At 32.3% G+C, this 26,408-nt stretch carries 27 protein-coding genes; 5 read left to right on the forward strand and 22 right to left on the reverse strand.

What is annotated here, in order from left to right:
- Nucleotides 1–68 precede the first annotated feature (68 nt).
- Complete coding sequence (locus A4F88_RS06185) at nt 69–488, forward strand: CBS domain-containing protein (protein WP_068841684.1); 420 nt, start codon at nt 69–71, stop codon at nt 486–488.
- 46 nt (nt 489–534) lie between these two features.
- Here A4F88_RS06185 and A4F88_RS06190 read toward each other — a convergent pair whose 3' ends face one another.
- From A4F88_RS06190 to A4F88_RS06280, 18 genes are all read right to left on the reverse strand, one after another.
- A complete protein-coding gene (locus tag A4F88_RS06190; protein ID WP_068841685.1) occupies nt 535–1,788 on the reverse strand; it encodes a murein hydrolase activator EnvC family protein in 1,254 nt (417 codons plus the stop codon).
- A gap of 23 nt (nt 1,789–1,811) precedes the next feature.
- Nucleotides 1,812–2,594 (reverse strand): lipoprotein insertase outer membrane protein LolB1, encoded by a 783-nt coding sequence (gene lolB1 / locus A4F88_RS06195; protein WP_068841686.1) that lies wholly within the window; start codon nt 2,592–2,594, stop codon nt 1,812–1,814.
- A 6-nt stretch (nt 2,595–2,600) separates the two neighbouring features.
- Nucleotides 2,601–3,950, reverse strand: coding sequence for a tetratricopeptide repeat protein (locus A4F88_RS06200; protein WP_068841687.1), 1,350 nt, complete (start codon nt 3,948–3,950; stop codon nt 2,601–2,603).
- A 52-nt stretch (nt 3,951–4,002) separates the two neighbouring features.
- Nucleotides 4,003–5,019 (reverse strand): sugar phosphate nucleotidyltransferase, encoded by a 1,017-nt coding sequence (locus A4F88_RS06205; protein WP_068841688.1) that lies wholly within the window; start codon nt 5,017–5,019, stop codon nt 4,003–4,005.
- Nucleotides 5,020–5,148: 129 nt separating this feature from the next.
- Nucleotides 5,149–5,583, reverse strand: coding sequence for a dUTP diphosphatase (gene dut, locus A4F88_RS06210; RefSeq protein ID WP_068841689.1), 435 nt, complete (start codon nt 5,581–5,583; stop codon nt 5,149–5,151).
- A 51-nt stretch (nt 5,584–5,634) separates the two neighbouring features.
- Nucleotides 5,635–7,092: a lipopolysaccharide biosynthesis protein gene (locus A4F88_RS06215; RefSeq protein WP_068841690.1), complete on the reverse strand. Its 1,458-nt coding sequence runs from the start codon at nt 7,090–7,092 to the stop codon at nt 5,635–5,637.
- 94 nt (nt 7,093–7,186) lie between these two features.
- Complete coding sequence (locus A4F88_RS06220; protein ID WP_068841691.1) at nt 7,187–7,633, reverse strand: GNAT family N-acetyltransferase; 447 nt, start codon at nt 7,631–7,633, stop codon at nt 7,187–7,189.
- Between the two features lie 491 nt (nt 7,634–8,124).
- Entirely contained in the window at nt 8,125–8,985 is an 861-nt protein-coding gene (gene atpG / locus A4F88_RS06225; RefSeq protein WP_068841692.1) for an ATP synthase F1 subunit gamma, read from the reverse strand.
- A 91-nt stretch (nt 8,986–9,076) separates the two neighbouring features.
- Complete coding sequence (gene atpA, locus A4F88_RS06230) at nt 9,077–10,654, reverse strand: F0F1 ATP synthase subunit alpha (protein WP_068841693.1); 1,578 nt, start codon at nt 10,652–10,654, stop codon at nt 9,077–9,079.
- Nucleotides 10,655–10,692: 38 nt separating this feature from the next.
- A complete protein-coding gene (gene atpH, locus A4F88_RS06235; protein ID WP_068841694.1) occupies nt 10,693–11,226 on the reverse strand; it encodes an ATP synthase F1 subunit delta in 534 nt (177 codons plus the stop codon).
- A 4-nt stretch (nt 11,227–11,230) separates the two neighbouring features.
- Nucleotides 11,231–11,731 (reverse strand): F0F1 ATP synthase subunit B, encoded by a 501-nt coding sequence (locus tag A4F88_RS06240; RefSeq protein ID WP_068841695.1) that lies wholly within the window; start codon nt 11,729–11,731, stop codon nt 11,231–11,233.
- A gap of 127 nt (nt 11,732–11,858) precedes the next feature.
- Nucleotides 11,859–12,050 carry an ATP synthase F0 subunit C gene (gene atpE / locus A4F88_RS06245; protein ID WP_053472986.1) on the reverse strand — a complete coding sequence of 64 codons (192 nt, stop codon included), beginning with the start codon at nt 12,048–12,050 and terminating at the stop codon, nt 11,859–11,861.
- Nucleotides 12,051–12,155: 105 nt separating this feature from the next.
- Complete coding sequence (gene atpB, locus A4F88_RS06250) at nt 12,156–13,310, reverse strand: F0F1 ATP synthase subunit A (protein WP_068841696.1); 1,155 nt, start codon at nt 13,308–13,310, stop codon at nt 12,156–12,158.
- A 570-nt stretch (nt 13,311–13,880) separates the two neighbouring features.
- Nucleotides 13,881–14,108, reverse strand: a complete 228-nt coding sequence (locus A4F88_RS06260; RefSeq protein WP_068841698.1) for an AtpZ/AtpI family protein — start codon at nt 14,106–14,108, stop codon at nt 13,881–13,883.
- Nucleotides 14,089–14,484, reverse strand: coding sequence for a bactofilin family protein (locus A4F88_RS06265; protein ID WP_068841699.1), 396 nt, complete (start codon nt 14,482–14,484; stop codon nt 14,089–14,091). Before A4F88_RS06265 ends, A4F88_RS06260 begins: the two co-directional genes overlap by 20 nt.
- A 2-nt stretch (nt 14,485–14,486) precedes the next feature.
- The gene (porW, locus tag A4F88_RS06270; protein ID WP_068841700.1) at nt 14,487–17,102 is read right to left on the reverse strand and encodes a type IX secretion system periplasmic lipoprotein PorW/SprE; all 2,616 of its coding nucleotides are present in this window, start codon (nt 17,100–17,102) and stop codon (nt 14,487–14,489) included.
- Between the two features lie 88 nt (nt 17,103–17,190).
- Nucleotides 17,191–17,886: an ABC transporter ATP-binding protein gene (locus tag A4F88_RS06275; RefSeq protein ID WP_068841701.1), complete on the reverse strand. Its 696-nt coding sequence runs from the start codon at nt 17,884–17,886 to the stop codon at nt 17,191–17,193.
- A gap of 81 nt (nt 17,887–17,967) precedes the next feature.
- Nucleotides 17,968–19,428, reverse strand: a complete 1,461-nt coding sequence (locus A4F88_RS06280; protein ID WP_068841702.1) for a DUF5687 family protein — start codon at nt 19,426–19,428, stop codon at nt 17,968–17,970.
- A 128-nt stretch (nt 19,429–19,556) separates the two neighbouring features.
- On the opposite strand from A4F88_RS06280, the gene A4F88_RS06285 reads away from it, so the two are divergent.
- Together A4F88_RS06285 and A4F88_RS06290 are read left to right on the forward strand one after the other, a co-directional pair.
- The gene (locus A4F88_RS06285) at nt 19,557–20,609 is read left to right on the forward strand and encodes a ferredoxin--NADP reductase (RefSeq protein ID WP_068841703.1); all 1,053 of its coding nucleotides are present in this window, start codon (nt 19,557–19,559) and stop codon (nt 20,607–20,609) included.
- Nucleotides 20,610–20,888: 279 nt separating this feature from the next.
- Nucleotides 20,889–21,284 (forward strand): hypothetical protein, encoded by a 396-nt coding sequence (locus tag A4F88_RS06290; RefSeq protein WP_068842309.1) that lies wholly within the window; start codon nt 20,889–20,891, stop codon nt 21,282–21,284.
- Nucleotides 21,285–21,370: 86 nt separating this feature from the next.
- On the opposite strand, the gene A4F88_RS06295 is transcribed toward A4F88_RS06290, so the two are convergent.
- Together A4F88_RS06295 and A4F88_RS06300 are read right to left on the reverse strand one after the other, a co-directional pair.
- Nucleotides 21,371–22,378 (reverse strand): glycosyltransferase family 9 protein, encoded by a 1,008-nt coding sequence (locus tag A4F88_RS06295; RefSeq protein WP_068841704.1) that lies wholly within the window; start codon nt 22,376–22,378, stop codon nt 21,371–21,373.
- Between the two features lie 39 nt (nt 22,379–22,417).
- A complete protein-coding gene (locus A4F88_RS06300; protein WP_068841705.1) occupies nt 22,418–23,023 on the reverse strand; it encodes a DUF4254 domain-containing protein in 606 nt (201 codons plus the stop codon).
- 112 nt (nt 23,024–23,135) lie between these two features.
- On the opposite strand from A4F88_RS06300, the gene upp reads away from it, so the two are divergent.
- Nucleotides 23,136–23,789 carry a uracil phosphoribosyltransferase gene (gene upp, locus A4F88_RS06305; protein WP_068841706.1) on the forward strand — a complete coding sequence of 218 codons (654 nt, stop codon included), beginning with the start codon at nt 23,136–23,138 and terminating at the stop codon, nt 23,787–23,789.
- Here upp and A4F88_RS06310 read toward each other — a convergent pair.
- Nucleotides 23,784–24,713, reverse strand: a complete 930-nt coding sequence (locus A4F88_RS06310; RefSeq protein WP_068841707.1) for a DUF6427 family protein — start codon at nt 24,711–24,713, stop codon at nt 23,784–23,786. The genes upp and A4F88_RS06310 overlap by 6 nt on opposite strands.
- Nucleotides 24,714–24,850: 137 nt before the next feature.
- Between A4F88_RS06310 and A4F88_RS25725 the strand changes: the two genes are divergently transcribed.
- Nucleotides 24,851–25,081 carry a DUF6341 family protein gene (locus A4F88_RS25725; protein WP_042564884.1) on the forward strand — a complete coding sequence of 77 codons (231 nt, stop codon included), beginning with the start codon at nt 24,851–24,853 and terminating at the stop codon, nt 25,079–25,081.
- On the opposite strand, the gene purD is transcribed toward A4F88_RS25725, so the two are convergent.
- The gene (gene purD, locus A4F88_RS06320; protein WP_068841708.1) at nt 25,073–26,347 is read right to left on the reverse strand and encodes a phosphoribosylamine--glycine ligase; all 1,275 of its coding nucleotides are present in this window, start codon (nt 26,345–26,347) and stop codon (nt 25,073–25,075) included. The genes A4F88_RS25725 and purD overlap by 9 nt on opposite strands.
- Nucleotides 26,348–26,408 lie beyond the last annotated feature (61 nt).

A 26,408-nucleotide genomic window follows, 5' to 3' on the forward strand; every position in this document is an offset into this window, starting at 1 on the left:
TGATAAAAATCATATTATTTATCAGAATTATTCTACATATTTGATAGAAATATAACAGCACATTTATTATGAAAAAGAGAGAACCAATCAGTCACATTATGACCAAAAGTGTTATAACGGCTAACGAAAATGATGATTTAAGAAAGGTAGTCGAAATGCTAAAAAAGAATACCATTCGACACATTCCTATTACTAAAGGCAAAGAGGTTATTGGTATTATAAGCCGATCAGACATCAACCGCTTGACTTTTGGAGCGTTGTTTGAAGGTCAGGAAGGCGCTGACGAAGCGATTCTGGATATGCTGACAATCCCTCAGGTGATGACTTCAAAACCTAAAACAGTATCATCTGATACGATTGTGAGAGACCTGGCTGAAATATTTGTAGCCGAAGAATTTCACGCTCTGCCAGTAGTAGATAATGGAGAATTGAAAGGTATTGTGACAACTACAGATGTTGTAAAATATTTTCTGGAACAATATGATTAATTATATTCAACAAAAAACGGGAGCTAAATTAGCTCCCGTTTTTCTATTATCTATTTTGTAACCATCCTTCCGGATTCATATTTGTTGTGTTTTGAAGTATTAGGAACTTAATGATTGTTTTTCCTGTATCACCACTTGTTCTTACTTTTCCAATACTTTGCTTGATGTTTACTTTATCACCTTTTTCAACAGATACTGAACTTAAATTTTGATAAACGGTAAAGTAATCTCCATGCTGGATCATAACTGCTTTTGTTACCGGAGTTGTAGCCATTACTGTTGATACTACTCCTTCAAATACTGCTCGTGCAGTAGCTCCTTGTTCTGTCGTAATTTCGACTCCTGAATTATGAACGGTTAATGATGGATAAACCGGATGTGGCTGATCTCCATAACCCAGCGAAACAAATCCTTTTTCTACCGGCCATGGCAATTTTCCTCTGTTTGCTTTAAAATCAGCCGCTAATATTTTCCCTTCTGGTGTTAAAGCAATTTTTGAAGATGAAACCGGCGCTGTAGAAGCTGTAGATCCGGGATTTTCTTTTGCACGCTCTAATGCTGCTTTTCTATTGGCTTCGGCAATTGCTTCACGAATTAAACGATCAATTTGCCTGTCAATTCTTTTAGCTTCCTGTTGCTTGGCTTTAGTATCGGCAATAATTTTGTTTTTATCTTTTTTGATTGAGTTAACTAATTTTTGCTGCTCTTGCTTTTCCGTTTCTAAGCTTTTCTTTTCTTTTTCATTTTCAGCAATAATTTTTTTCTTTACCTGTCTCTGCCCATCCAATTTTGCATTATAATCAACCAACTGTGATGTTTTAGACTGAATTTCTAAACCTTGATTTTTTCTGTAATTGGTATATTGTTTTAGATATTGCGCTCTTTTATACGCTTGTAAAAAACTTTCTGAAGATAAAATAAACATAGCTCTACTTTGCTCAGATCTGCTTTTGTATGATTTCAAAATCATTTTTGAGTAGTCTGCTTTTAACACAGCCAACTCTTTTTTAAGTTTATTAACCTGAACCTGGTTAATATACATATCATTACTTAAAAGCTTTTCTTGTTTTGCTGTTGTATTGATTAACTTCTCCTTTAGTTTAATTTTGTTTGCCTGAATTAAGAAAACATTCACTGCTGATTTTTCTTTTTTCTTTACAGACTGCAACATTTTTTCGTTATCTCTAATTTCCTGCTGAATTTGTGCTTTACGCTGTTCAAGTTTTTCTTGTTGCGAATCTTGCGCCCATACAAAAGTAGTGGCACAGATTAAAATTAGGCTTAGGAGAAATTTTGGCATGTTTATATTTTATTTTTGCAAATTTACTTAATTATAACTTTCTTATAACCACTTGGCACACTATAAGGGAAAGAAAGTTCTTCATTAAATGAAATTGTATTGTAATTTAAATTAATATTGGTTTTTCCTTTAGGCTGAATTGCATTGATTTCAATTCCTGTTGGAAGTGTCCCCTGATTAAAAACTTTACTGTCAGAATATACAATTTCTAACATTCTGTTTTCTGTTGGTTGTGAAATCTCTTCTTTTTGAACCAAATATTTTTCAGGGTCTAAAAAGAATGTTTTTTTGATCGTTGTCTCTTTTTCATCTTCTAAGCGGAAAAGATTTTCTACGATTGTCTGTGTGTATTTTCCTTTTCGTAAATCGTCTAATGCCTCACCTACTAGCAAATTCTGAACTTTACTATAGTCTAATTCCGTCCCCAACCATTTGCTTAAAGTTGTAAAATCACCATCGTAATAAGTGCTGTTTATTTTTTCATAATAGCTTACCGCTGTTGGTGTGATTAAAGCTTTTGCCATGGTAATTCCTAAAAAACGAACGCTTACTAAAATTTGTTTGTCTTTTTCGATCTTAATTTCTGCGGTAACATTCTGACTTTGTTTTTCGTCAACATATCTTGCGCTGGCTTTTATGTATAAAGTAGAAAAGTCTAATTTGTTATTGTAATGATTCTCTATTACCTTCTTTTCTTCTTTTGGCGAAATTTCTTTGATTTCGTTACTGTTTTGTACCGCTACTGCTTTTGATTTACAAGAAATTACAAAAACCGATATTAATACTATTGCTATATATTTTTTCATCTAAACTTACTTTTTTTTCTTTAATAATTCATTTGCCTTCAAAAAGTATTCCTCTTTTTTCTTAGCATCTCCCAAACCATTATAAGCCTCTCCCAGCTGAATATTAAAATTTGCTTCAAGCGTTTTATCCTCTACTACATAATCGAGTCCCATTTCTAAAACGGTTTTTGCGTTCTTAAATTGTTTTAGTTGGTTGTTTCCTAGTCCTGCATAGTAATAAAACTGTGGCTGACTAGGGTAAACTTCGATCATATTCATGGCTCTTTTTGTCATGGGCTCAAATTGTTTGGCCTGAGCATAAGCTTCCAGTAAAAGTAAATTGGTTTCGCGATCTGTATCTGAGTTTGTTTTTAAATCTTTTTCATAATACTTAATAGCGTTCTCAAATTGATTTTTACTATGATAAAATTTTCCAATTTCTTTTGCTACATCCACTTCTTTATCATTATCAAAATAAGCAATTGCTTTTTCTAAATCCGGTGCATATTGCGGATTTTTATTCACATAAATCAAGAACTCATTAAGGGTACGATGTTTTATTTTTGAATCGATTTTAGAACTTGACAAAATCACATTCATCGATTTAATTGCTTTGTCTGCCTGGTTTGCATCCAGATATACTTTAAACAAACTTACCTGTGCCCACTCTGAAGTTGGAATTTCTTTGGCTAATTGTTTTGCTACATCGAGAGCTTTGTCTGTTTCTTCTGTTTTTGAATACAGAAAAATCAGGTTTACATAATTCGATTCTTCTTTTGGATTTTTTTTAATCTGATCAATCAAATTCGTAATTTCTGCATTTTGATATTTTCCCTGAGATAAAATCTGCTGTTTATAACGGTTACGATCTTCCGATTTTCCGAATTTATCGTTCATTTCATTGATCGTTACAAGCGCTTTATCAAATTGATTGGTAATCATATACAACGAAATCAGATCGTCTTTATATTCTTCATCAAAAGCGATTATTTTCTGAATTGTTTCAATGGCCAAAGAATAGTTTTTGGTTTCATAACTTACATCATAAATTCCTAACCAGTACCATTTGTTTTTTGGATCTAACTGAGTTGCTTTTTCAAAAGAATTCTGTGCATTTTGATATTCTTTTAAAGACAAATAATTTTTTCCCAATTCAAAATAAGCTACTGCATCATTAGGCTTTAGTTTAATACACTTTTCTAATGATGCAATGGCTTTATCATAATTCTCAATTCCTTTTTGTTTTAAAGATTCGTAAAAAGAGTCCTGATATTCATCTTTTGCCATAGCAATATCTTCCGGTTCTGTCTGAGCCATAACCGAAACCGGATTACCAAACAAAACGAAAAATAAAATGATTATAACTCCTTTTTGCATTATCTCTAAAATTTAATTTGTAACCAAAAACGAATCTGTTTAAGCTTATACCTTATTCTAAAACTGAATAATCTCCAATGCTGATGCTGGTAAATTTTCCATCATAAACAACGTGATTTCCAATCATTGCATTGTCTAAGTTAGCATTTTTTATTTGAGAATACGTTTGCACTAAACTGTTTTTTATCGAACTGTCAATAACATGACATCCTTTTCCTATTGAAACATTTGGTCCTACTGTTGCATTTTTCAACACTACATTTTCACCAATATAACACGGCGGAATAATGGTTGAATTTTCTAATACTACATCATAATCTACTAAATGCTCTCCATCATTATGCAAAAATCCTAACATTCTTGAATTGGTTTCAACCGTAACATCTTTGTTTCCGCAATCCATCCATTCATCAACACTACCGGTTTTAAAAACTTTACCGTTAGCCATCATCGCTTTGATTCCGTCATTAATCTGATATTCACCTCCGTTCTGGATGTTATTATCCAAAACTCCCTGAAGTTCTTTTTTCAGATCTCCAACTTCTTTAAAATAATAGATTCCGATAACGGCTAAATCGCTCACGAATTCTTTTGGTTTTTCAACCAGTTCTATAATTTCGTTATTGGCATTTAATTTTACTACTCCAAATGCTTCCGGCTGTTCTACTTGTTTTACCCAAATTACAGCATCGGCAGCAGGGTCTAATTCAAAATCTGCTCTGATCAATGTATCTGCATAAGCAATTACTGCAGGACCAGATAAAGATTCTTTTGCACACATAATCGCGTGACCTGTTCCTAATGGTAAATCCTGACGGTAAATTGACGCTTTTGCTCCTAAACTTTTTGCTAAATCCTGAAGACTAGCCACTAAATCAGCTCCAAAAAAAGCTTCATCTCCAAGAATAAAAGCCACTTCTTCAATTGGTTCTTTTAATATTTTAGCAATATCTTCGACTAAACGATGTACAATTGATTTCCCCGCAACTGGAATTAATGGTTTTGGAACAGTTAAAGTATGAGGGCGAAGTCTTGATCCGCGACCTGCCATTGGAACTATTATTTTCATTTTTTATTTATTTTCTTGGGAAGATTTTTACATCTTCTTGAGTTGGTTTCTTTTTTTAAACCGCAAAGTTTGCAAAGGTGTTTTGCAAAGAATGCTACTTTTTTCATTTTAAAATCGAAAAGTACAGAACTATTTTACTCCTGTACTTCCAAAACCGCCTTCACCTCTTGAAGTTTCTGAAAGTTCTTCAACTTCGATCCATTCGGCTCTTTCGTGTTTGGCAATAATTAATTGTGCAATTCGTTCTCCATTTTCGATTACGAATTCTTCATTTGATAAATTTACTAAAATTACCCCTATTTCACCTCTGTAATCAGCATCGACTGTTCCCGGAGAATTTAAAACCGTTACTCCTTTTTTTGCTGCTAATCCGCTTCTTGGCCTAACTTGTGCTTCATAACCTATTGGCAATTCAATAAAAAGACCTGTTTTTACGATGGTTCTTTCTAATGGTTTTAAAGTAATCGATTCTGTTAAATTGGCACGTAAATCCATTCCAGCCGAAGCAATTGTTTCGTAGTTTGGTAAAGCGTGCTGTGATTTATTGATAATTTGTATTTTCATTTTTAATTGTAAAAGATTAATAAAGAAGATGGACTAATAGTTTGAATATCACTATTTTTTCATCATTCCTTTGATAGTAGATTTTTCGTTATGATAAACAAAATAAATGAATGCTAAGAATAACGGCACTCCAACGAAGTAATTTTCTCTAAATCCATAAAATGAAATAGCCGAAAATACAATTGAAATGCCAAGATAGGCTCCAATTTTATTCATATCATAAGGAATTGGATAATATTTATTTCCCAAAACATACGAAATCAACATCATACTTCCGTAAGCAGAAATAGTGGCAATGGCTGAACCGTAATAACTGTATGTTGGAATTAAAAAATAGTTTAAAAGCAGTGTTACAATAGCTCCAACAATTGAGATATATGCTCCAATTTTTGTTTTATCTGTTAGTTTATACCAAACCGATAAGTTATTGTAGATTCCTAAAAAGAAGTTTGCCAAAATAATTAATGGTACAACTTTCATTGCTTCCCAATACGATTTATTATCAAGCAAAAGATATTTTAAAACATCTGCAAACACTATTACTCCCAATAAAATTAAAGATCCTAAAATCACAAAATACTTGGTGATTGTAGCATATGTTTGAGGCGCATTTTCATTTTTAGCATGGCTGAAAAAGAATGGTTCTATTCCTAATCTGAAGGCTGTTGCGAACAAAACCATAAATAAACCTAATTTGTAACAGGCTGAATATGCTCCAACTTCAGATTTTGCAAGATTTTCAGGCAACAAATAACCTAATAGAATTTTATCAAAATGTTCGTTAACTGCAAATGCCAGTCCGGCAACTAAAATAGGCAAACCATATTTCATCATTTTTTTCCAAAGTACCGGATCAAATTTTCTTCCTAATGAAAGATAGTTTGGCGAAAGCACTATAAATGTTGCTAAACTCGCCAGTAGGTTTGCAATGAAGATATAAGCGATTTGAAAATTTTCTACATATAAATTATCCCAAACTGAATTAGGATGTGAAGCTGCCAGTTTTGGCAGATACATTAAAAAGAATATGTTAAGCAATAAATTGATTACGACATTTCCAATTTTTATTGCGGCATACACCATTGGTCTTTGATTGGCTCTTAATTTAGAGAATGGTATTAAAACCAATGCATCTAAAACCAGAATCCAAACGGTATAGGTAATATATTGTACATCAACTTCGGCAAGGCTTGCTAATGTGTTTCTAAAAATTAAAGCTGCAAATAAGAAAATAATTGACGACCAGAATATCGAAATTGTAGAAGTTGCGATTACATTTTTCTTATCATCTTCGGCACTATAGAATCTAAAAAATGCTGTTTCCATACCATAAGACAGCACTACGTTAAAGAAAACCATCCAGGACAAAACAATCGAAACCTCACCATATTCTGCAGTTGGCAAAATACCGGTATATAATCTAACTAATAAAAAACTTAGCATTCTTGGCAGAACTGTTGCTAGTCCATAAATAGCGGTTTGTTTGAATAGATTTTTATATAATCCCAAAATATATGTGTAATAAAGTTTATAGAACAAAAATAACCAATTCTTTGGTTTATTATTGATTTTACAGGTTCAATAAAAAAAAACGTGACTTAATTTATTGTGTCAATTTATTTTCATCTAATATTTTGACAAAATGAAAACCTTTTGGTCCGTAACCCTGGTTGTAGTAAAAACGATGTGCCGCAAAATTTCCTGTAAAAGCATCCAAAACAATACTGCTGCAATCTAAATCAATTGCTTTTTGCTCTATATAATCTGTTAGTAATTTACCAATTCCTTTAGAGCGATGTTCAGGATTTACAACAAAATTATCTATCTCCAGATATTTTCCAGTCCATAATTTAGTAGATGACCAGCAACCTGTAATACCTAAACAAACTTCATTCTCAAAAACCCCAATCTGAATATAATTGTGTGGAACCATTTGAGAGAGAAATTCTTCATATTTTTCGACAGAAAGTTTTGGATAAAGAAATCTCATTGTTTCTATTTGTGCCAGCATTTCTTCTGTAGTCGTAAGCTCTTGTATTTTCAATTTCATTGTGTAAAGAATATAGCGTTCAAAAATACTCAATTTTTCTTTGTTGTCAATTATATAATTCTCAAACCCTATAGGTGTGAAATCTATAATAAAGAACAAAAATTGTGTAAATAATTCTAAGTACTTCTCTATTAACTTTGTATCAAAGGGAATGAGGAAAGCTAAAATACAACCCTTAAAAAAGCAAAGCACCGGGACTGATAAAGCTTGTTTGTTCCCATAAAAGACAAAGCACAGGGATTGATTCTGCTGAAATGTAACCCTTAAAAAAACAGAGCATTGGGACTAATAAAGCTAGTTTGTTCCCATAAAAGACAAAGCACTACAGAGGTGATAAATCTGTGCAATAATTTTATAAAATGGTCCTGATTCTCAGTTTTTGGGTAAATTGAGAATCACCATTTTATAAGTTTAATTTCAAAAAACTAAAACTACTATAAAAAAAGAGCCGACAATTACTTGTCGGCTCTTTTGCTTTATTCTTAAATAAACTATCCGTTCAAAGCTTCTGCTCCACCAACGATTTCAAGGATTTCGTTTGTAATAGCAGCCTGACGTGCTTTATTGTAAGTTAATTTTAATTGGTTTCTTAATTCAGTTGCGTTGTCAGTTGCTTTGTGCATTGCTGTCATACGTGCCCCATGTTCTGAAGCAAATGAATCACGAATACCTTTATATAATTGTGTTTTTAATGATTTAGGAATCAAAGTCAACACGATTTCTTCTTTTGAAGGTTCGAAAATATAATCTCCAGCTGTTACCGGTACATCAGATTTAAGTGGAGCTAACGGCAAAAATTGTTCTGTCTGAACGATTTGTGTCGCTGCATTTTTAAACTGATTGTAGATCAATTCGATTCTGTCATATTCTCCTGATAAGAATTTTTCAGTCAAATTATCAGCAATCCCTGCAACATTTTCAAAAGTTAAATGATCAAAAATTGCATTATGATGACCGTGAACTTTATAAGATTTACTTAAAACGTCGTTTCCTTTTTTACCAATAGGAAAAACATCAACTTGTTTTCCAGCATAAAAAGCAGAACGGTTTTTAACCTCTTTAATAATATTAGAATTGAATGCACCACATAAACCTCTGTTTGAAGTTATAGCTACAAGCAATACTTTTTTTACTTCACGTTGTGTTGTGTAATCTCCTCCAACTTCACCATCTAGTGTAGCAGAAAGATTTTGCAACAATTCCGTTAATTTCTCGGCATAAGGGCGCATCGCAGTGATTGCATCTTGTGCTTTCTTAAGCTTTGCTGCAGAAACCATTTTCATTGCCGATGTAATTTGCATCGTCGATGAAACGGAAGTAATTCTATTACGGATTTCCTTTAAATTTGCCATTTGTCGATTAAAAAATGTGACAATTTGAAAATTAGATAATTAGAAAGTTTCCTGAGATATTTTCTAATTATCTAATTAACGAATTATCTAATTAGATATATTTTGCTGAAATTTCTTTTGCTGCTTTTTCGATAACGTCAGTAATGTTGTCATCTAATTTACCAGCTTTTAACGCGTTAAGCGTATCTTTATGTTTACTGTTTAAGTAAGCTAAGAAATCAGCTTCAAATTCTTTTACTTTATTTACAGGAACGTTTCTTAATAAGTTTTTAGAACCAGCGTAAATAATAGCTACCTGATTTTCTACAGGATAAGGATCATTTAAACCTTGTTTTAAGATTTCAACGTTTCTTTTTCCTTTTTCAATTACGTTTAAAGTAACTGAATCCAAATCAGAACCAAATTTAGCGAAAGCTTCTAATTCACGGAATTGAGCCTGGTCTAATTTTAAAGTTCCCGAAACTTTTTTCATTGATTTAATCTGAGCATTACCTCCAACACGAGATACAGAAATACCTACGTTGATTGCTGGACGAACTCCAGAGTTGAACAAATCTCCATCAAGGAAAATCTGACCATCTGTAATCGAAATTACGTTTGTTGGGATATATGCAGAAACGTCACCAGCCTGAGTTTCGATAATTGGCAATGCAGTTAATGAACCACCACCTTTTACGATAGACTTGATAGAATCTGGTAAATCGTTCATATTTTTAGCAATTCCGTCATCAGCAATTACTTTACAAGCACGCTCTAATAAACGAGAGTGTAAGTAGAAAACGTCTCCAGGGTAAGCCTCACGTCCCGGTGGTCTTCTTAATAAAAGAGAAACCTCACGGTAAGCAACAGCTTGTTTAGATAAATCATCATACACAATAAGTGCCGGACGACCTGAATCTCTAAAATACTCTCCAATTGCAGCACCAGCGAATGGAGCGTAAACTTGCATTGGAGCCGGATCAGAAGCATTAGCAGCAACGATAACTGTATAAGCCATTGCTCCTTTTTCTTCTAACATTTTTGCGATTCCTGCTACAGTTGAAGCTTTTTGTCCAATTGCAACATATATACAGAATACAGGTTTTCCTGCATCGTAAAATTCTTTTTGATTTAAGATTGTATCGATACAAACAGTTGATTTACCTGTTTGACGGTCACCAATAACAAGCTCACGTTGTCCACGACCAACCGGGATCATAGCATCTACTGCTTTTACTCCTGTTTGTAATGGCTCAGTAACTGGCTGACGGAAGATAACACCAGGTGCTTTTCTTTCTAATGGCATTTCGTATAAGTCTCCACCAATTGGTCCTTTTCCATCAATTGGAAAACCAAGAGTGTTTACTACACGTCCTACCATTTGCTCACCTACTTTAAGAGAAGCAATACGTTGTGTTCTTTTTGCTGTTGATCCTTCTTTGATACCAGTTGATGGTCCTAAAAGTACCACACCAACGTTGTCTTCTTCAAGGTTCAATACAATAGCTTCAAGTCCGTTTTCAAATTCAACTAACTCACCATATTGTACATTAGATAGCCCGTAAATACGAGCAATACCGTCTCCAACTTGAAGTACTGTTCCTACTTCCTCTAGCGTAGCACCAGATTCAAAACCTTCTACTTGCTTTCTTAATATTGCTGAAATTTCAGCAGGTTTGATTTCCGCCATCTTAATTTATAATTTAGACACTTTTATGTGTAATAAAACTAATTACTTAACTCTCTTTTTAATACTTGTAATCTGTTTGCAACTGAAGCATTATATTGCTTGTCACCAATTCTTAAAATAAATCCTCCAATGATTGATGGATCTACTATATTTTCTATTGTAATTTTTTTATCTGATAATGTTGCAATTTTAGCTAAAACTTTAGCTTCTAAAGCTGCATCCATTGAAACTGCCGTTGTAACTTTTGCTACTTCGATTCCGTTGCTCTGATCAAAAACATTACTATATTCTACAGCAATTGCTTCCAGAATTTCAAATCTTTTGTTTTCAAATAATAAATGGAATAAACCTTTAGTAATACCATTTACATTTGTAAAAACTTCTAAAAGAGCACTTTCTTTCACTTCAACTCTTGTAGTTGGGTTTTGAATAAAGGCACTCAATTCTTCATTAGTCTGAATCGCAGAGGCAATCGACTTCATATCGTTATTGACAACTTCGGCAACACCTCTAGAGTTTGCCAAGTCCAGAATTGCTTTTGCATAACGAATTGCTGCTCTTGTACTTGCCATAATCTTAGTTTAGCTTTACGTCACCTAACATTTTCTCTACTAATTTAGTTTGAGCTTCTTTGTTAGATAATTCTTCTTTCAATAATTTTTCAGCAATGCTTAATGATAAAGTTGAAACTTGTGATTTCAATTCAGCCATAGCAGCATTTTTTTCACTTTCGATAGCCGCTTTAGCCTGCTCGATCATTTTTTGACCTTGTGCCTGTGCTTCGTTTTTAGAATCAGCAATCATTTTCTCTTTCATCTCACGAGCTTCTTTTAGCATAGCATCACGTTCTGCACGAGCCTCGTTCAAAATTCTTTGATTATCAGCTTGTAAATTTTGCATTTCCTGTCTTGCATTTTCTGCAGAAAGTAACGCATCTTTAATTCCTTGCTCTCTATCATTTACTGCATCAAGAATAGGTTTCCAAGCAAATTTTTTCAACAAGAAAATTAATCCAACAAATATTAATACTTGCCAAAAGAACAAACCGAACTCGAACTGATTTATTAACTTTTCCATTATATAGAATTATAAATTTTAAATTATATCTTTTTAAATTACCGCAGAGAGCAATTTTATTTTAATGTTTTATTTTTAAAACAATAGTTACAACCAACCGTTGCAACTATTGTTTTTTGTGTTTTAATTAAGCAGCGAATAATGCAGCGAAACCAATACCTTCAATAAGTGCAGCAGCGATAAGCATAGCTGTTTGGATTTTTCCTGAAGCTTCTGGTTGACGAGCAATAGCGTCCATTGCTGAACCACCAATTCTACCAATACCTAAAGCAGCTCCGATTACGATTAATCCTGCTCCAATGAAATTTAAACCGTTCATATTATGTATATATTAAAAATTAAACATTCTTTTTTATGAGTCTAAAGTTGTACAGTCTTAAAGTCATTATTATTGCTTTCAGACTTTTGACATTTAACTTTCGACTTAGTGATGCCCCTCCTCTTCGTGGTGGTGCTCTTCTACTGCTGAACCAAAATAAAGTGCAGACAGCATTGTAAAAATATAGGCTTGTAAAAATGCTACTAAAATCTCTAGTATAGAAAGTGCAAATGATAATCCGAAAGACAGAGTGCTTCCAATCCAGCTCTTAAAGATAAACATTAATCCGATAATACTCATTAATACGATGTGACCTGCAAAAATATTTGCGTACAAACGAATCATTAATGAAAATGGCTTAATGAAAACTCCTAACAATTCAATTGGCGCCAAAATAATTCTCATTGGTTTTGGAACACCAGGCATCCAAAAAATGTGACCCCAGTAATTTTTATTAGCAGTAAGATTTGTAATTAAGAAGGTAAGGATTGCTAAAGAGAATGTAATTGTTAAATTACCTGTAGCATTAATCCCTAGCGGAGTTAATCCGAAAATATTTAAAAACAATACAAAGAAAAAGATTGTCAATAAATAACTCATATATTTTTTATAATGCTTCTCTCCAATGTTTGGAATAGCGACTTCGTCACGGATGAAAACTACAAGAGGTTCGAAAAATCTTCCGGCTCCGGAAGCAATTCCTCCATTTTTAGCATACGATTTAGCTAAACTTGTAAACAACCAAAACATTAATAAAGCAGCAACAAAAATAGAAAGTACTGTTTTTGTAATTGAAAAGTCTAATGGACGAACATTTGTAGGATGTCCTGTTTTTTCGTCTTCATCGATTTTTCCGCTGGCATCTGTTTTGTAAATTTTACCATCATGATGATTGATTGCATAATAATTTCCATTTGATTCAGCTACGGCATGACCGTGATTGAATTTTGATGAAGAAAAAATCTGCAAACCATTATCCCAGATAATAACTGGCAATGGGAAACCATAATACTTTCCTGTCTCATCATCCTGAGTAAAAGTAAAATCATGAGAATCTAAAACGTGGTGACCAATAAAAGTCTTAATTTTAGATTTTATGTCAGTTGGCTCTGCATGATGACCTTCTGCAGCAGCAGCTTCATGAGTTGCTTCAGTTTGATTGTGTGCGGCGTCTTTTTCTGAATTAGCAAAGCTTATTATTGGAAGACAAGCTACTAAAGCTACAAGGATAAATCTGAGTGGTTTGTTTGAAATCACCATATCTGTTAAAAATCTTGTTTTTTTACGTTTCTAAAATTTGGTGCAAAGGTACATTTTTTATTAATATTCAAAAGGATATGAAAAATTATTTTTGAACCTTGTTTTACAGAATTGCTATTTTAACGCTTTTCATTTAATAATCGGATAGTTAAAAGCGTCTCAAATAACAAAAACAAAATAAATGTTATAAAAAAATTCATTTTTTCAATCGCCATGTTCTGAAACTTATCTACCAAAATAGGTCTCAAAACAAAGTACAAAAATACCATTTGAATAAAAGTTCCGCCCATAAAAAGCATTCCTATATTATCAAAGTGAGTTGTTTTAAACCTCAGTAATATCATGAAAAGCACGGTTGCAAATGCAAAAAAAATCAAATACAACGATTCTATAGTATAATGAAAATTCTGATCCTGAATTTCAAAAATCAAAAAAATACCTTTATGAATTATATAGGATATTAGTGCAAGTAAAAATAGGTGGTAAATGGTTTTGTAATTTTTTAAAAACATTTGAATATTTTTTATGCAAAGATGCAACATTTATTCAAAGCTATTTTATAAAGATAAATTACTTTGTTTTGTTGATTTCGTTAACCTGACGAATTACATTATACAATGCGATGGCAACACCAACCATCACAAGGATTTTATTATAATAGACTTTTGGACTGGGATGATTTTCGTCTAACCAGCTTCCTAAATAGGAAAATAAGAAAATAATAGCACCCATTTGAATGGGAATGTTAATGAGTGCTATCCATTTATTTCTTTGATTTTTATTCGGTTCCTTTTCCATCTTTTAGAGTAACTTCTTTAGTATGAGTTAGCATGGTACAGGTAGCTGTAAAATCGGCTCCTGGTTCAATAGACAGTTTTCCAACAGCAACTTCTCCATGAATTTGCGCGGAAGCTTTAATATTAAGAATCTCCAAAACTTTAATTTTACCTTGAAATTCTCCTTCAATATCAGCATTGTTACAAACAATCTCGCCTTTTACAACTCCTGATGCTCCTATAACTAATTTTCCTTGCGAAGTAAAGTTACCAATTAATTCGCCATCTAATCTAAAATCGGCTTTAGATACAATATCTCCTATTATGGAGGTTCCTTCGACTATTCTATTTGTTTTTCCTAAAAGTTCTGTTCCGTTTTTTTTGACTTTATCAAACATGATTATGGGGTTTTTGGGGCTAAGTAGGTTTCGAGATTCTTTTTAATTTGAATCAATTTGTAATTATCACTTGATATGATAATTGCCGGATCTGATATTTTATATTTTTTGTCATCTCTAAAAACTCCCGAAATATCTCTGGCATACGCCTCTGATTTTAAACCATGAACAACTACAAAACTTTCTGTTCTGTTGTATTTATCAAATGAAGTTGTTAATCTCTCATAATTTTCAACTAATAAAAACACTCTAATTGCTTCTTCAATTTTTTTACGCGTTTTAGAATCGTTATTAGGAACTACATATAAAATTTTCCAGTTTTTGCTGTCAACTGATGTAAAATCAAGTTTTTCAAGACCCGGAATTTGATTTTCTAAAATCTCTCTGGCATTTTTACCTTCGTCACTGTTTGGATAATTATCGGCAACTGTTTCTAATGCTTTTTTATATGCTGCCAAACCATTTACTTTCCCTAAAGTATTTGCTTTTAGTAATTCGTATTTAGAAACAATCTCATCTCCTGAATATTGATTGATCAGATTATCAATATTATCTAAAACGGTATCAAACTGTTCTTCCTGATATAACTTATACCATTTTTGATATTCTTTATCCGGAGAGGCGAGATCTTCTGAATTGGTATTGTTTAAAATTTGTGCGTATCTCGAAGTTGGATAATTAGCTGTAATGTCAGACTTTATTCTTTCGGCTCTGGCCGGATTTGTTATCTGATAAATTTTATACAAATTATACATAGATGGCAAAATCAGCTTTTCTTCGGGTTTGTTTTTTAAAAGCTGTTCCAGTTTATTACTTGCCAGATCGTATTCCTTAAATTTCTCTTTATAAATAAGTCCTAATTGATAGTACGCAAAATTACGCTCTTTACCAATACTGTCCATTGCAGTTTGTGTGGTAGGAAGTTGTTTTTCGTAAAAAGCTGTTGTGTATTTTTCAATAACCACAGAATCTTTTAATGCATTGGCCGCATCCTTACTATTAATTATACTGTCATTAATCATTGCAGCATTATTAGCCGATTTTATTCCGGCAAGTCTCCAGTTACCAGCTACAGTTCTGTTACCCCACATTTTTTTAAACTGAAGTTTTCCGTATGCAACTGTTGTTGGATTATAAAAGTAAAAGGTACTGGTCGTTTCATTTCCTGATGGCGGATTAAATGCTCCTACACCCGGATCGCTTTTTCCAATTGCATTGGGATTAACTGCTGTTGGTCCGCTATTCGCATTGGTATTACGATCTATATTGGCTAATCTTTCTTTTTGCTTTTCTTCTAAAAGACGTTTTGCTTCATCTTTCTTTTTAAGCTCAGCAATGTAATCTTCGAAATAACTTTTTCTATCAGCGGGCGGTAATCCATATACCTTAATTATACTGTCATTGCGTTTTGCTACTGCTTCGTATTTAATTACGTTATCTAAATTTTTTCTGTTTTTTTGAATAAAAGCAAATTCTCTTGTTTTAGGATCTAATTTTACCAATGTACTGTCATAATATTTGGCCGCCATTGTATAATTTGTATTTTTAAAATACATGTTTCCTATATTTCTATAGGCTGATGCAACTAAATAAGGATCTTTGGATTTTCTTGACAATGATTTATTATAGAAAATAAACGCATCTTCCTGCTGATTTGTTTTGTCAAAAAACACTCCCATTTCATAAAACAAAACGTCATAATAAGGTCGGTTTTCGCGATCAGCAACTAATTTATTATACATTTCTAAAAACAACTCCTGATTACCATTTTCGTAATCAAACATCTGTGCTTTTTTAGCATAAGCATGCATCATGTATTTTCTATCGGCTTTTCGGTTCATGTCGATTACACCATCATAGAAATAATTGGCGCTGTCTTTTTTTCCGGCTTCCTGATACATTTGCCCCAAAATAAAACGATATCTTGCTTTGTCTTCGTTTATTCTGCTAAATTTTTCGGCAATTTTAAGTTTTGTAATAGCACTGTCTTTTTCTTCAATATTTAAGAATGCTTCTGCCAGTAAAGCGTTGGCATCTGAAAAAGTCTGCTTTTTTAAATCTGTATTTTTTAATAACAGCTTAATGTTTTTTAACGCAATTGCATCATTTCCTAAACGCATATTGGTTTTTTCACGCCAGATTTTTGCGGTATAAATATTACTGCTGTTTGGATATTTATATAAAATATAATTGAATGCTTCGAGTGCCGGAATAAAACGCTGATCATAATATCTTGCTTTTCCAAGCATTAAATAAGCTTCATCGATTTGTGAATTTCGCTCTCGTCCGCCAATATTCATGGAGTGCTTTTGAATGGCTTTTGTAGCTTTTGTTTCTGCTTTTTCAAAATCAGGATTTTTTGCTTTTTCACCCTGAGAAAAATTTTCATCGAATTGCATTTTTTCTATAGGCAGCATTTTCCAGAAATTATCCTGATTATTGGCCTGAATAGATTTTAAACCTTTCTCCAGGCCAATTCCGCCATTGTACAAAATATTGTACTTGGTACTTAAAGCATGGGAATTCCTGTTTATAAAAGTATTATTCTTGGTAGAGCAAGCTATCAAAAGGAATAAAAAAACAAGAAAAAAACTATATTTAAGAGTATTCTTTTTCAATAGAAAAGAGTTTAAATCAATTAACTTCTAAAAAGGATTTTTAGTATAATGACTTGTAAAAATACGCTTCTTTTTGAAATATAGAAATTTATACTGCAAAAAACGATTCGAGTTCTTGTAAGGTTTCTTTTGATGTTTGAATATCTTTTACCACTTCGCCTTTATTAAGCGCTACAATTCGATCACAAACCTCTACTGTATGCTGCAAATCATGACTGGAAACCAATACAGTAACATTTGGATTTTCTGCAAGATCTTTAATTATTTTTTTTAATCTGCTTACTGTTGTTGGATCTAAATTAGCAAAAGGTTCATCTAAAATAACTACTTCCGGATTTCCAATAAGTGTTGCTATTATCCCCACTTTCTTCTGATTTCCTTTAGATAAATCTCTCAGGTATTTTTTATTGTTCAGGATTTCTCCATTAAAAAACTCTTCATGTTGTGCCAGCAAGACATCAATATCTGCTTTGTTCTGATGACGTAAATCGCCAATAAAATAAAAATATTCTTCCGGAGTCAGATATCCAATCAAAAAACTTTCATCTAAGAAAGATCCTGTAAAAGATTTCCAGTTTTCGCTTGTATTTATCTGAATATTATGGTTTATGATATTTCCTGTCGAAGGCTGAATCAAATCTAGTAATAAACTGAAAAAAGTCGTTTTTCCTGCTCCGTTATTCCCCACTAGTCCAAAACTTTGTCCTTTTGGAATTTCAAGATTATTAATGTTTAAAACTGTTGTTCCGTTATATTTTTTTGAAAGTTGATTTACTTGTATCATGATAATTGTCGGTTTTTTTAGATTATTGTTTTTTAGATTATGCCAATTGAAGTTCATGATTTCATTGACACATTTTACTCTTTATTTTTTCTGTTTATAAGCGCTTATTGTGCTGTATTTCTCGATTTTATATCTTTTTTCGATCAATGAAAACACCATATCTTTAAAGATAAATCCTAAAACTCCGGCTCCGGCAACAAGTGCAAGTCCTATCGTTTTATTTCCTAAATAAAGACCAATAGCATAAAGCCCTAATGGTAATAATATTTTTGGTAAGGTTAGGAGCATAGCATTTACATTAAATGCTTTTTTATCACCAAAAGCTCCGCCTGCTGAACTTAAATCTATTGGTGTTTTTGTAAAAGCTCCTCCTAAAAGAACCAGGTGAGAATTAACTCCAATATTATAAATTGCACCTACAACAATGGTTAAATAAATTTCCCATCCATAAAAAAGATAGAATGAAGCAATTATGGTCGAAATAAGAGTTGCAATAACAATCAGCCACCATTTTGACGTAATATATCCGCGATATGGAATATTTTGTGTCATCATTAATTGATAATAAGAACTATCCCAACTTGGTACAAACTGACCAAAGACAAACAAAAACCCTCCTGAAACAAATATTCCGGCAAAAATATACATCACTTCCGGCTGATGTGAATTTCCAAAAAAGATCAGTCCGTAAAACAAAAAGAAAAAGCTCATGACCAAAGTCGTTTTTGATCTTTTGTTTCTTTTAATCAGTTTAATATCATTCTTCAAAAAAGTTCCTAATGTTCCAAACTGATTTAACCAGGAAAGGTTTTCTGTTGTCGCAATATCTTCTTTCTTAGAAAGTCCGGCATCTAAAAACAAATTGCTTTTGAAATACTTGTATGTAAACTGATACAATCCGATTAATACTAAAACAGGAATTAAAAACATTCCTTTTGTTTCATAAAATTCCTGAAAACATGGGGTTGTAAAAGTTGTAATATCAAATACTTTATAGTATTGTGCTCCGGCTAAAACAAGAATTAATACAATAAAAAGAGCAAACAATTTGTCTATATTGCTTAAAATAATATTTAAAAAATTATTGATATATACTATAGAAAAAGCTGCCAAAAACCAGAAAATAACTCCTGTAATATCATAACCTTCCAGAACTAGCACAATAGAAAAAGGAACAAAGAAAAGAGCATGAACCCAGTTAAAAAATGACAAAGCAGTTTTGCCTAATGAAAAATGAACAATCGTTGGTTTTTTGAAAGGTAAAACCAATAAGGGCTTAATATTTAATACTGGTATCGCCTGCATTAATAAACGAATAACAAGGTCTGTTAGAAAATAATAAATTAAAAATTTATTGATAGTTGTTAATGGTTCAAGGTTCATTTTCTTTAATACATAAAATGATCCTACACCCATTCCGATAAAAAGTACCGAAAAATAAACCATCAAAAAACCAATTAAAATTTTCATTGCCACATTTGTACCAAATGATGCAGATCTGATAAAGGCCTTCCATTCAAGATAAATAAACTTTTTAATCATGGTTATTTTGTTTTGAGTTTTGTAGTAAGTGATCAAATGTAAGAAAACGTTACAAAAAAAGTTAAAAATAATATTTTCGTGCCTCTCATTTAATCTCCGTTTGCTACTTTTGCATAAAATATACAATCATGCCTTCATTTTTAAAACTTATAATTAAAGAGGTAAAACGCGAAACTACCGATGCAGTTTCTGTACTTTTTAATGTTCCGGAAGAACTAAAACAAGACTATAAATTTATTGCAGGACAATACATAAATTTAAAATTAACACTTGATAATCAAGAAATTCGTCGTGCTTATTCTATTTGTTCCGCACCTGAAAGCGGTGAATTACGAATTGCAGTAAAAGCAGTCAAAAATGGTTTGTTTTCTCAATTTGCAAATACAAAACTTAAAGCCGGTGATGTTCTTGAAGTAGGTCATCCGGAAGGAAAATTTACTTTTGAACCGGATGCTGAAAGACAAAAAAACTATGCGGCTTTTGTTGCCGGAAGCGGAATTACTCCTGTGCTTTCTATTATAAAATCGGTTTTGAAAAGTGAACCAAAAAGTTCATTTGTGCTGGTTTATGGAAACAGAACTCCTGAAGAAACTATTTTTTACCAGGAATTACATGATTTACAACTAAAATATGTAGGCCGTTTTTTCGTGCATTATGTTTTTAGTCAGGCTAAAGCCGAAAATGCTTTGTTTGGCAGAATCGAAAAATCAGCTGTAAATTTTGTTTTAAACAACAAACACAAAGAATTACAGTTTGATAAATTTTTCTTGTGTGGACCAGAAGAAATGATCAATACTGTTTCTTCTATTTTAAAAGAGAAAAATGTAAAAGAATCAGCCATTAAGTTTGAGCTTTTTACGTCTTCATCTCAGGAAAATAAAATTAATACTTCATTAGAAGGACATACAAAAATTACTGTTTTAGTAGATGATGACGAAGTTTCATTCGAAATGTCTCAAAAGCAAACTATCTTAGATGCAGCTCTAAAACAAGGAATTGACGCTCCATATTCTTGTCAGGGCGGAATTTGCAGCAGCTGTCTGGCTCGTGTAACTTCCGGAAGTGCAGAAATGACTAAAAATTCAATTTTAACAGACAGAGAAATCGCTGATGGCTTAATTTTAACATGTCAGGCACATCCTACATCAGATACTATTTATGTTGATTATGACGATGTTTAATTGTTAAACTCTCAAAATATAAAATTCCAAATTTCAATTTTAACGTTGAAATTTGGATTTTTTTTTGCGCTTATCTTTCTCCTCTATGATATTTTTCTAATAGAATTTTTGATTTAAAAAAATATCGAAAATCTATTTATTTTTTTGAGTATTTTTTAAAAAATGTCCTTAAATTTTACTAAATTAGTAGTATGCTCAAGACTGATAGATCTTTATCTTTTAAAGACACATTTTGTAAAGCTGCATTTAATTGTTAACACGTTTAAAACATTAAATATCATGGAAATGCATCACTACCTCCGTCTAACTTTTATACTACTTTTTGTAATAACTGCACTAATCTGTGGCTATTTTATAATTAAAGCAGGAAAAAACAGAAAAGCTCCCAAACTCCTTTCAAAAGAAGAGTATAATTCTTCAACTGCTAAGGAAATTAAAGAAGTATCAATCTCTGATAGTTTTTTTAATATTTGGCCATATGTAAGCGAATTAAAAGCGGCTAAAATTTTATCTAAAAAAATTAAAGAATCTGAATTGGTACATAAAGTTTACCGAAATTCAGCTGAGGATAGAGAATACATTTTACTAGCTACAGAAAAAGAAAATCAGTTTGTTGAAGTTGTTGTTGACAAAAACAAAAAGAAAGTATTAGGATATCTTTTTCTAAGCTTATAAAAAATAGCTTTAAAATTAAAAGTAAGATCTTTGTCAAAGTTTAAAACTCTGACAAAGATCTTACTTTTTCTCCATTTTTGGTATTGTTAGGTATTGGTATTTACCTTATAAACAACATCTTCTGGCAAAATTGTTCTCATGGCATCTTCATATCCTTCGACAATTTTGTTTCCATAAACCGATGTTGGTAATTTTGGATATTGATTTCGGTCTGAAGTTAAACTATTTTCCATCTTCTGGTTAAACGGCAAAAATCCTGCGTAAGGATGTGTCGCACCCCAAAGGGTAATTACTTTTACGCCCAGCATTGCTGCAATATGTGCATTTCCGGAATCCATAGAAAGCATAACATCAAGATTGCTGATTAATTGTAATTCCTGCTGGAATTTAATTTTTCCGGCCATGTTAATTACATTTTCAAATGGTTGCGCAAGTGAGTCTAAAATTTCGATTTCCTTCTTTCCTCCGCCAAAAAGTAAAATCGTCTGATTTTTATTTTCCGCCAATTTTGCAATTACTTCCTGCATTAAATCAAGAGGATAAACTTTAGAATCGTATTGTGCAAATGGTGCAATTCCGATTAATTTTTGGTTCTGATTACCAATAATACCAAGAATTTCTGAACTTAAATTTGCCTTTTCAGGAAATTCAGGATTGGATAAATCTAAAGAAAAACCAAGTTCTTCAAACACTTTTGCATGTCTTTCGAACATGGTAGGCAATTGTTTGAAAACTTTGTTTTCGGGTCTTGTCAATTCTTTTTTACCTTCTCTTCCTTTGTCAACTGTAGCTCTTTTTTTTCCGCTTAAAGCGAAAAGCAAACCCACAATTTTAGACCTTAAAACGTTGTGAAGATCCGCAAAAGCATCAATTTTGAGCTTTTTTACATCTCTGAATAAACGTATAAGTCCGGAAAAACCTTTGTGACGTTCTTTTTCATCAAAAACAAAAAAGTTAAGATTGGGAATTCCGTCAAAAAATGGCCTGAAAAACGGACGTGAAATTACCGTGATTTTCACCTCCGGATACTGTTTTACAAAAGCGCGTAAAACAGGAACCGTCATGGCGACATCTCCCATTGCGGATAGTCTCATGACGGCTATATGCTTAATTTTATTGGACAATTCTGCCAATTATTTTTTGTTTTGGTATAAAACAGGATTCAATTCATCATCATTGTACATTTTCATTTGTTTGTACACTTTCATGAATTTATCTCCATTTTCAATATCAGTAAGTAAATCGTCTATTGCAGTCGATAAATCACTTCTTTGTTCTAAAAGTACATTTAATTTTTCCTGACATTTATCCCTGTGTTCTTGTGAAGCTTCTGCACGAGTAGCTTCTTCCTGCATGTGATAAATTTTTAAAGCCAGAATTGATAATCTGTCAAAAGCCCAGGCCGGACTTTCTGAATTGATTTTTGCACCATCTTTTACTTTTACATCGCTGTATTTTTGTAAAAAATAACTATCGATATATTCTACCATATCAGTACGTTCCTGATTTGATGCATCGATTCTTCTTTTTAAAGTAAGAGCCGCTATCGGATCAATTTGCGGATCACGAATAATATCTTCAAAATGCCATTGAACAGTGTCAATCCAGTTTTTTAGATATAACAAATGTTCGAATTTATCCTTAGGATAAGGATTGTTTATAGGTTGGTCAACATTATCAAATTGATGATAATCTTTGATGCTTTGTTCGAAAACCGAATATGCTAATTTTGAAAACATGTCTTTAATTTGTTAGAGACACAAAGATACTTTTTATACTTTTATGGTGCGAAAAAAACAATTATTTTTTCGTTTATACATCATAAACAAACGGTTACATTAAAAATTCATTATGAAAATTCATTATATATCAGAGAATAATAGCGTATTAAATCATTTTTTAGGTCAAATCAGAAACGTAAATGTTCAAAACGACAGTATGCGTTTTAGAAGAAATATAGAACGGATTGGCGAAATTATGGCTTATGAGCTAAGTAAAGACCTGGCTTACAAAAATGTTGAAATTCAAACTCCACTTGGCATTAAAAAAACAACCGAAATCGAAAGTGACTTGGTTTTATGTTCTATTTTAAGAGCCGGATTACCGCTTCATAATGGTTTTTTGAATTACTTTGACCATGCTGAGAACAGCTTTGTTTCTGCCTGCAGATATCATCCAAATAATGATGATGAGTTTGAAATTAGAGTTGAATATCAAGCAGTTTCAAACATTAATAACAAAACTGTTTTATTACTTGACCCCATGTTGGCAACCGGTCAGTCTATCGTTGCTGTTCACGAAAAATTAATTCAGAACGCTACTCCAAAAGAAATTCATATTGTAGTCGTTATCGCTGCTCCGGAAGGAATTGCTTATCTGGAGAAAAATCTTCCTGAAAACTGCCATTTATGGGTAGCTTCAAGAGACGAGAAATTAAATGAGAAAAACTACATTGTTCCGGGTCTTGGTGATGCAGGTGATCTTGCTTACGGAAGTAAATTATAGTTGAGAGAAAAACGTAAATAAACTACACAAAATCAAGACATAGAAAACAATTTCGTTATTCAGTTTTTGCTGCATGTATTCGACATGACCTGTAGCCATAACGGTTAAAGGGGCAATACTAAATAATAATAAATCGTTGCTCTTATCTGGCGAAACAATGTAAACAAAAGCCGCAATAAAAAAGCAGGCTACGATTTTTTTGTATGAAGAATGCACAATTTGAGGTCTATTTGACAAAGTACTCAACATTGAAACCACAAAAAATAAAGCTACAGCAACATAAATTGAAAGTGCTCCGTTCTCGTAATTATTTTTGAAATAATCGATATTAAAATCAATTACAGCACGTTGCTGGAAAAAATCTATAATATCAATATGGAAGATTAATGATATTAATAAAAAAAGTATTGATACTGCTACAAGTGCTATAAAAGGTAAAACCCAGTTTCTGTAATCTCTCGAAACATGAAAAACAATCGATATAAAAACCAATATCAGGAAAAGAATACACCAAAATTGAAATAAAGAAGCTATCAAAATCCAAAAAGAAGCGTCAAATATTTTTTCTTTTGATGCTTTTAAGGATTGTAGCGAAATTAATCTTCGAAGTGCCAACAAGATAAAAAAGTTGGCATATATTACATTCGAATTATTAAATATTGTGGGGAAAAACAATATAAACAATAGGTAAAATAATATCGCGTAACCGTTGTCTTTACTGAGTCCGTTCTTTTTTACAATAAAATTAATCAGGAAAAAAGAGGCCAAAATAAACAGTAATAGACTTACTTTTTGGAACGCCAAAAAATAAGAACTCACCCATGATGGATCTTTAATTTGAAAAATAAAAAAGAAAACCAGTATCAAAATTACGACCAGGGAATAATTTAATGGCGTAGATTTTTTAAAAACACTTGTTATCATAAGGATATTTTATACTTTTGTGATTGTAAATATAATACTTGTTTAAAAAGGAAAACCAACAAGTTGAAAAAAGATTCTCTATTGAATTTTGTCTTCAATGCGTTAAAAACAATAAATAACATATAATTTTATAAATTATGACAGCTTTTTTTGAAGGAATACAATACTTATTCGTTAACATTTTATTTGCTCCACTTGATTTTTTACGTCGTTTGGAATTAGTTACCTGGTTTGGTGCGAATACTATTAACTGGATTTTTATGATCATCTGCGCATGCGCAATCGTTTATTGGATTAAACAATTACGCATTTTTGATGACGCCGGAACTGAAAATCAAGATACTACAGCTCACTCTTTTTTAAAGTAAGTCGAAGCCAATATCTTTTCTAAAATACATCTTATCAAAATTTAGTTTATCTATGTTTTGGTAAGATTTTTTTATGGCCTGTTGAAAATCGTCTCCATAAGAAGTTACAGTTAATACACGTCCTCCATTACTAACGACATTATCGCCATCTAATTTTGTTCCTGCATGAAAAACAATAGAATCTGTAATATTTTCTAAACCTGTAATATTTTTTCCTTTTTCGAAATCTTCGGGATACCCGCCAGAAACTACCATAATTGTAGTAGCACTTCTTGGATCAACCTCTAAAGTAAAATCCTCTAATTTTTGATTGGCAACTGAAAGAAATAATTCAACCAAATCAGATTTTAGTCTTGGAACCACAACTTCAGTTTCCGGATCTCCCATTCTCACATTGTATTCGATAACAATTGGTTCATTTTTTACATTGATCAAACCAATAAATACAAATCCTTTATATTCAATTCCGTCTTTCTGGAAACCTTCTATTGTTGGTTTTACGATACGTGTTTCGATTTTTTCCATCAAAACAGCATCTACGTAAGGAACTGGAGAAACTGCTCCCATTCCGCCTGTATTTAATCCTGTATCGCCTTCACCAATACGTTTGTAATCTTTTGCTGTTGGCAGGATTTTATAGCTTTTACCATCAGTTAAAACAAAACAGCTTAATTCGATTCCGTCAAGGAACTCTTCGATAACTACTTTTGAACTCGCAGCTCCAAATTTTTCATGAACCAGCATGTTTCTCAATTCGGTTTTTGCTTCTTCCAGATCCTGAATAATCAAAACTCCTTTTCCGGCAGCTAAACCATCTGCTTTTAAAACATAAGGTGGCTGTAATGTTTCAAGAAATGCACATCCTTTTTCAACTGTTTCGGCAGTAAAACTGTCGTAAGCAGCTGTTGGGATGTTATGCTTCATCAGGAACTCTTTGGCAAATTCTTTACTTCCTTCTAATTGGGCTCCTAATTTTGAAGGTCCAATAACCGGAATATGCTGTAGACTCTCGTCATTTTTAAAATAATCATAAATACCTTTTACCAAAGGATCTTCTGGTCCTACGACTACTAAACTTATATTTTCTTTAAGCACTAATGTTTTTATTACTTCAAAATCTGTTGGAGCTATTGCTACATTTTCAGCAATTGCAGCTGTTCCTGCATTTCCTGGTGCAACAAAAAGTTTTTCGCAAAGCGGACTCTGAATCATTTTCCAAGCAAAAGCATGCTCTCTTCCGCCTGATCCCAATAGTAAAATTGTCATGTGTAGTTGTATTTAGTTGTGGTGCAAAAATAATTGCTTTTGTACGTAAAAAATAATTAAA

The sequence above is a fragment of the Flavobacterium chilense genome, from assembly GCF_001602525.1.
Classification (GTDB): Bacteria; Bacteroidota; Bacteroidia; order Flavobacteriales; family Flavobacteriaceae; genus Flavobacterium; species Flavobacterium chilense.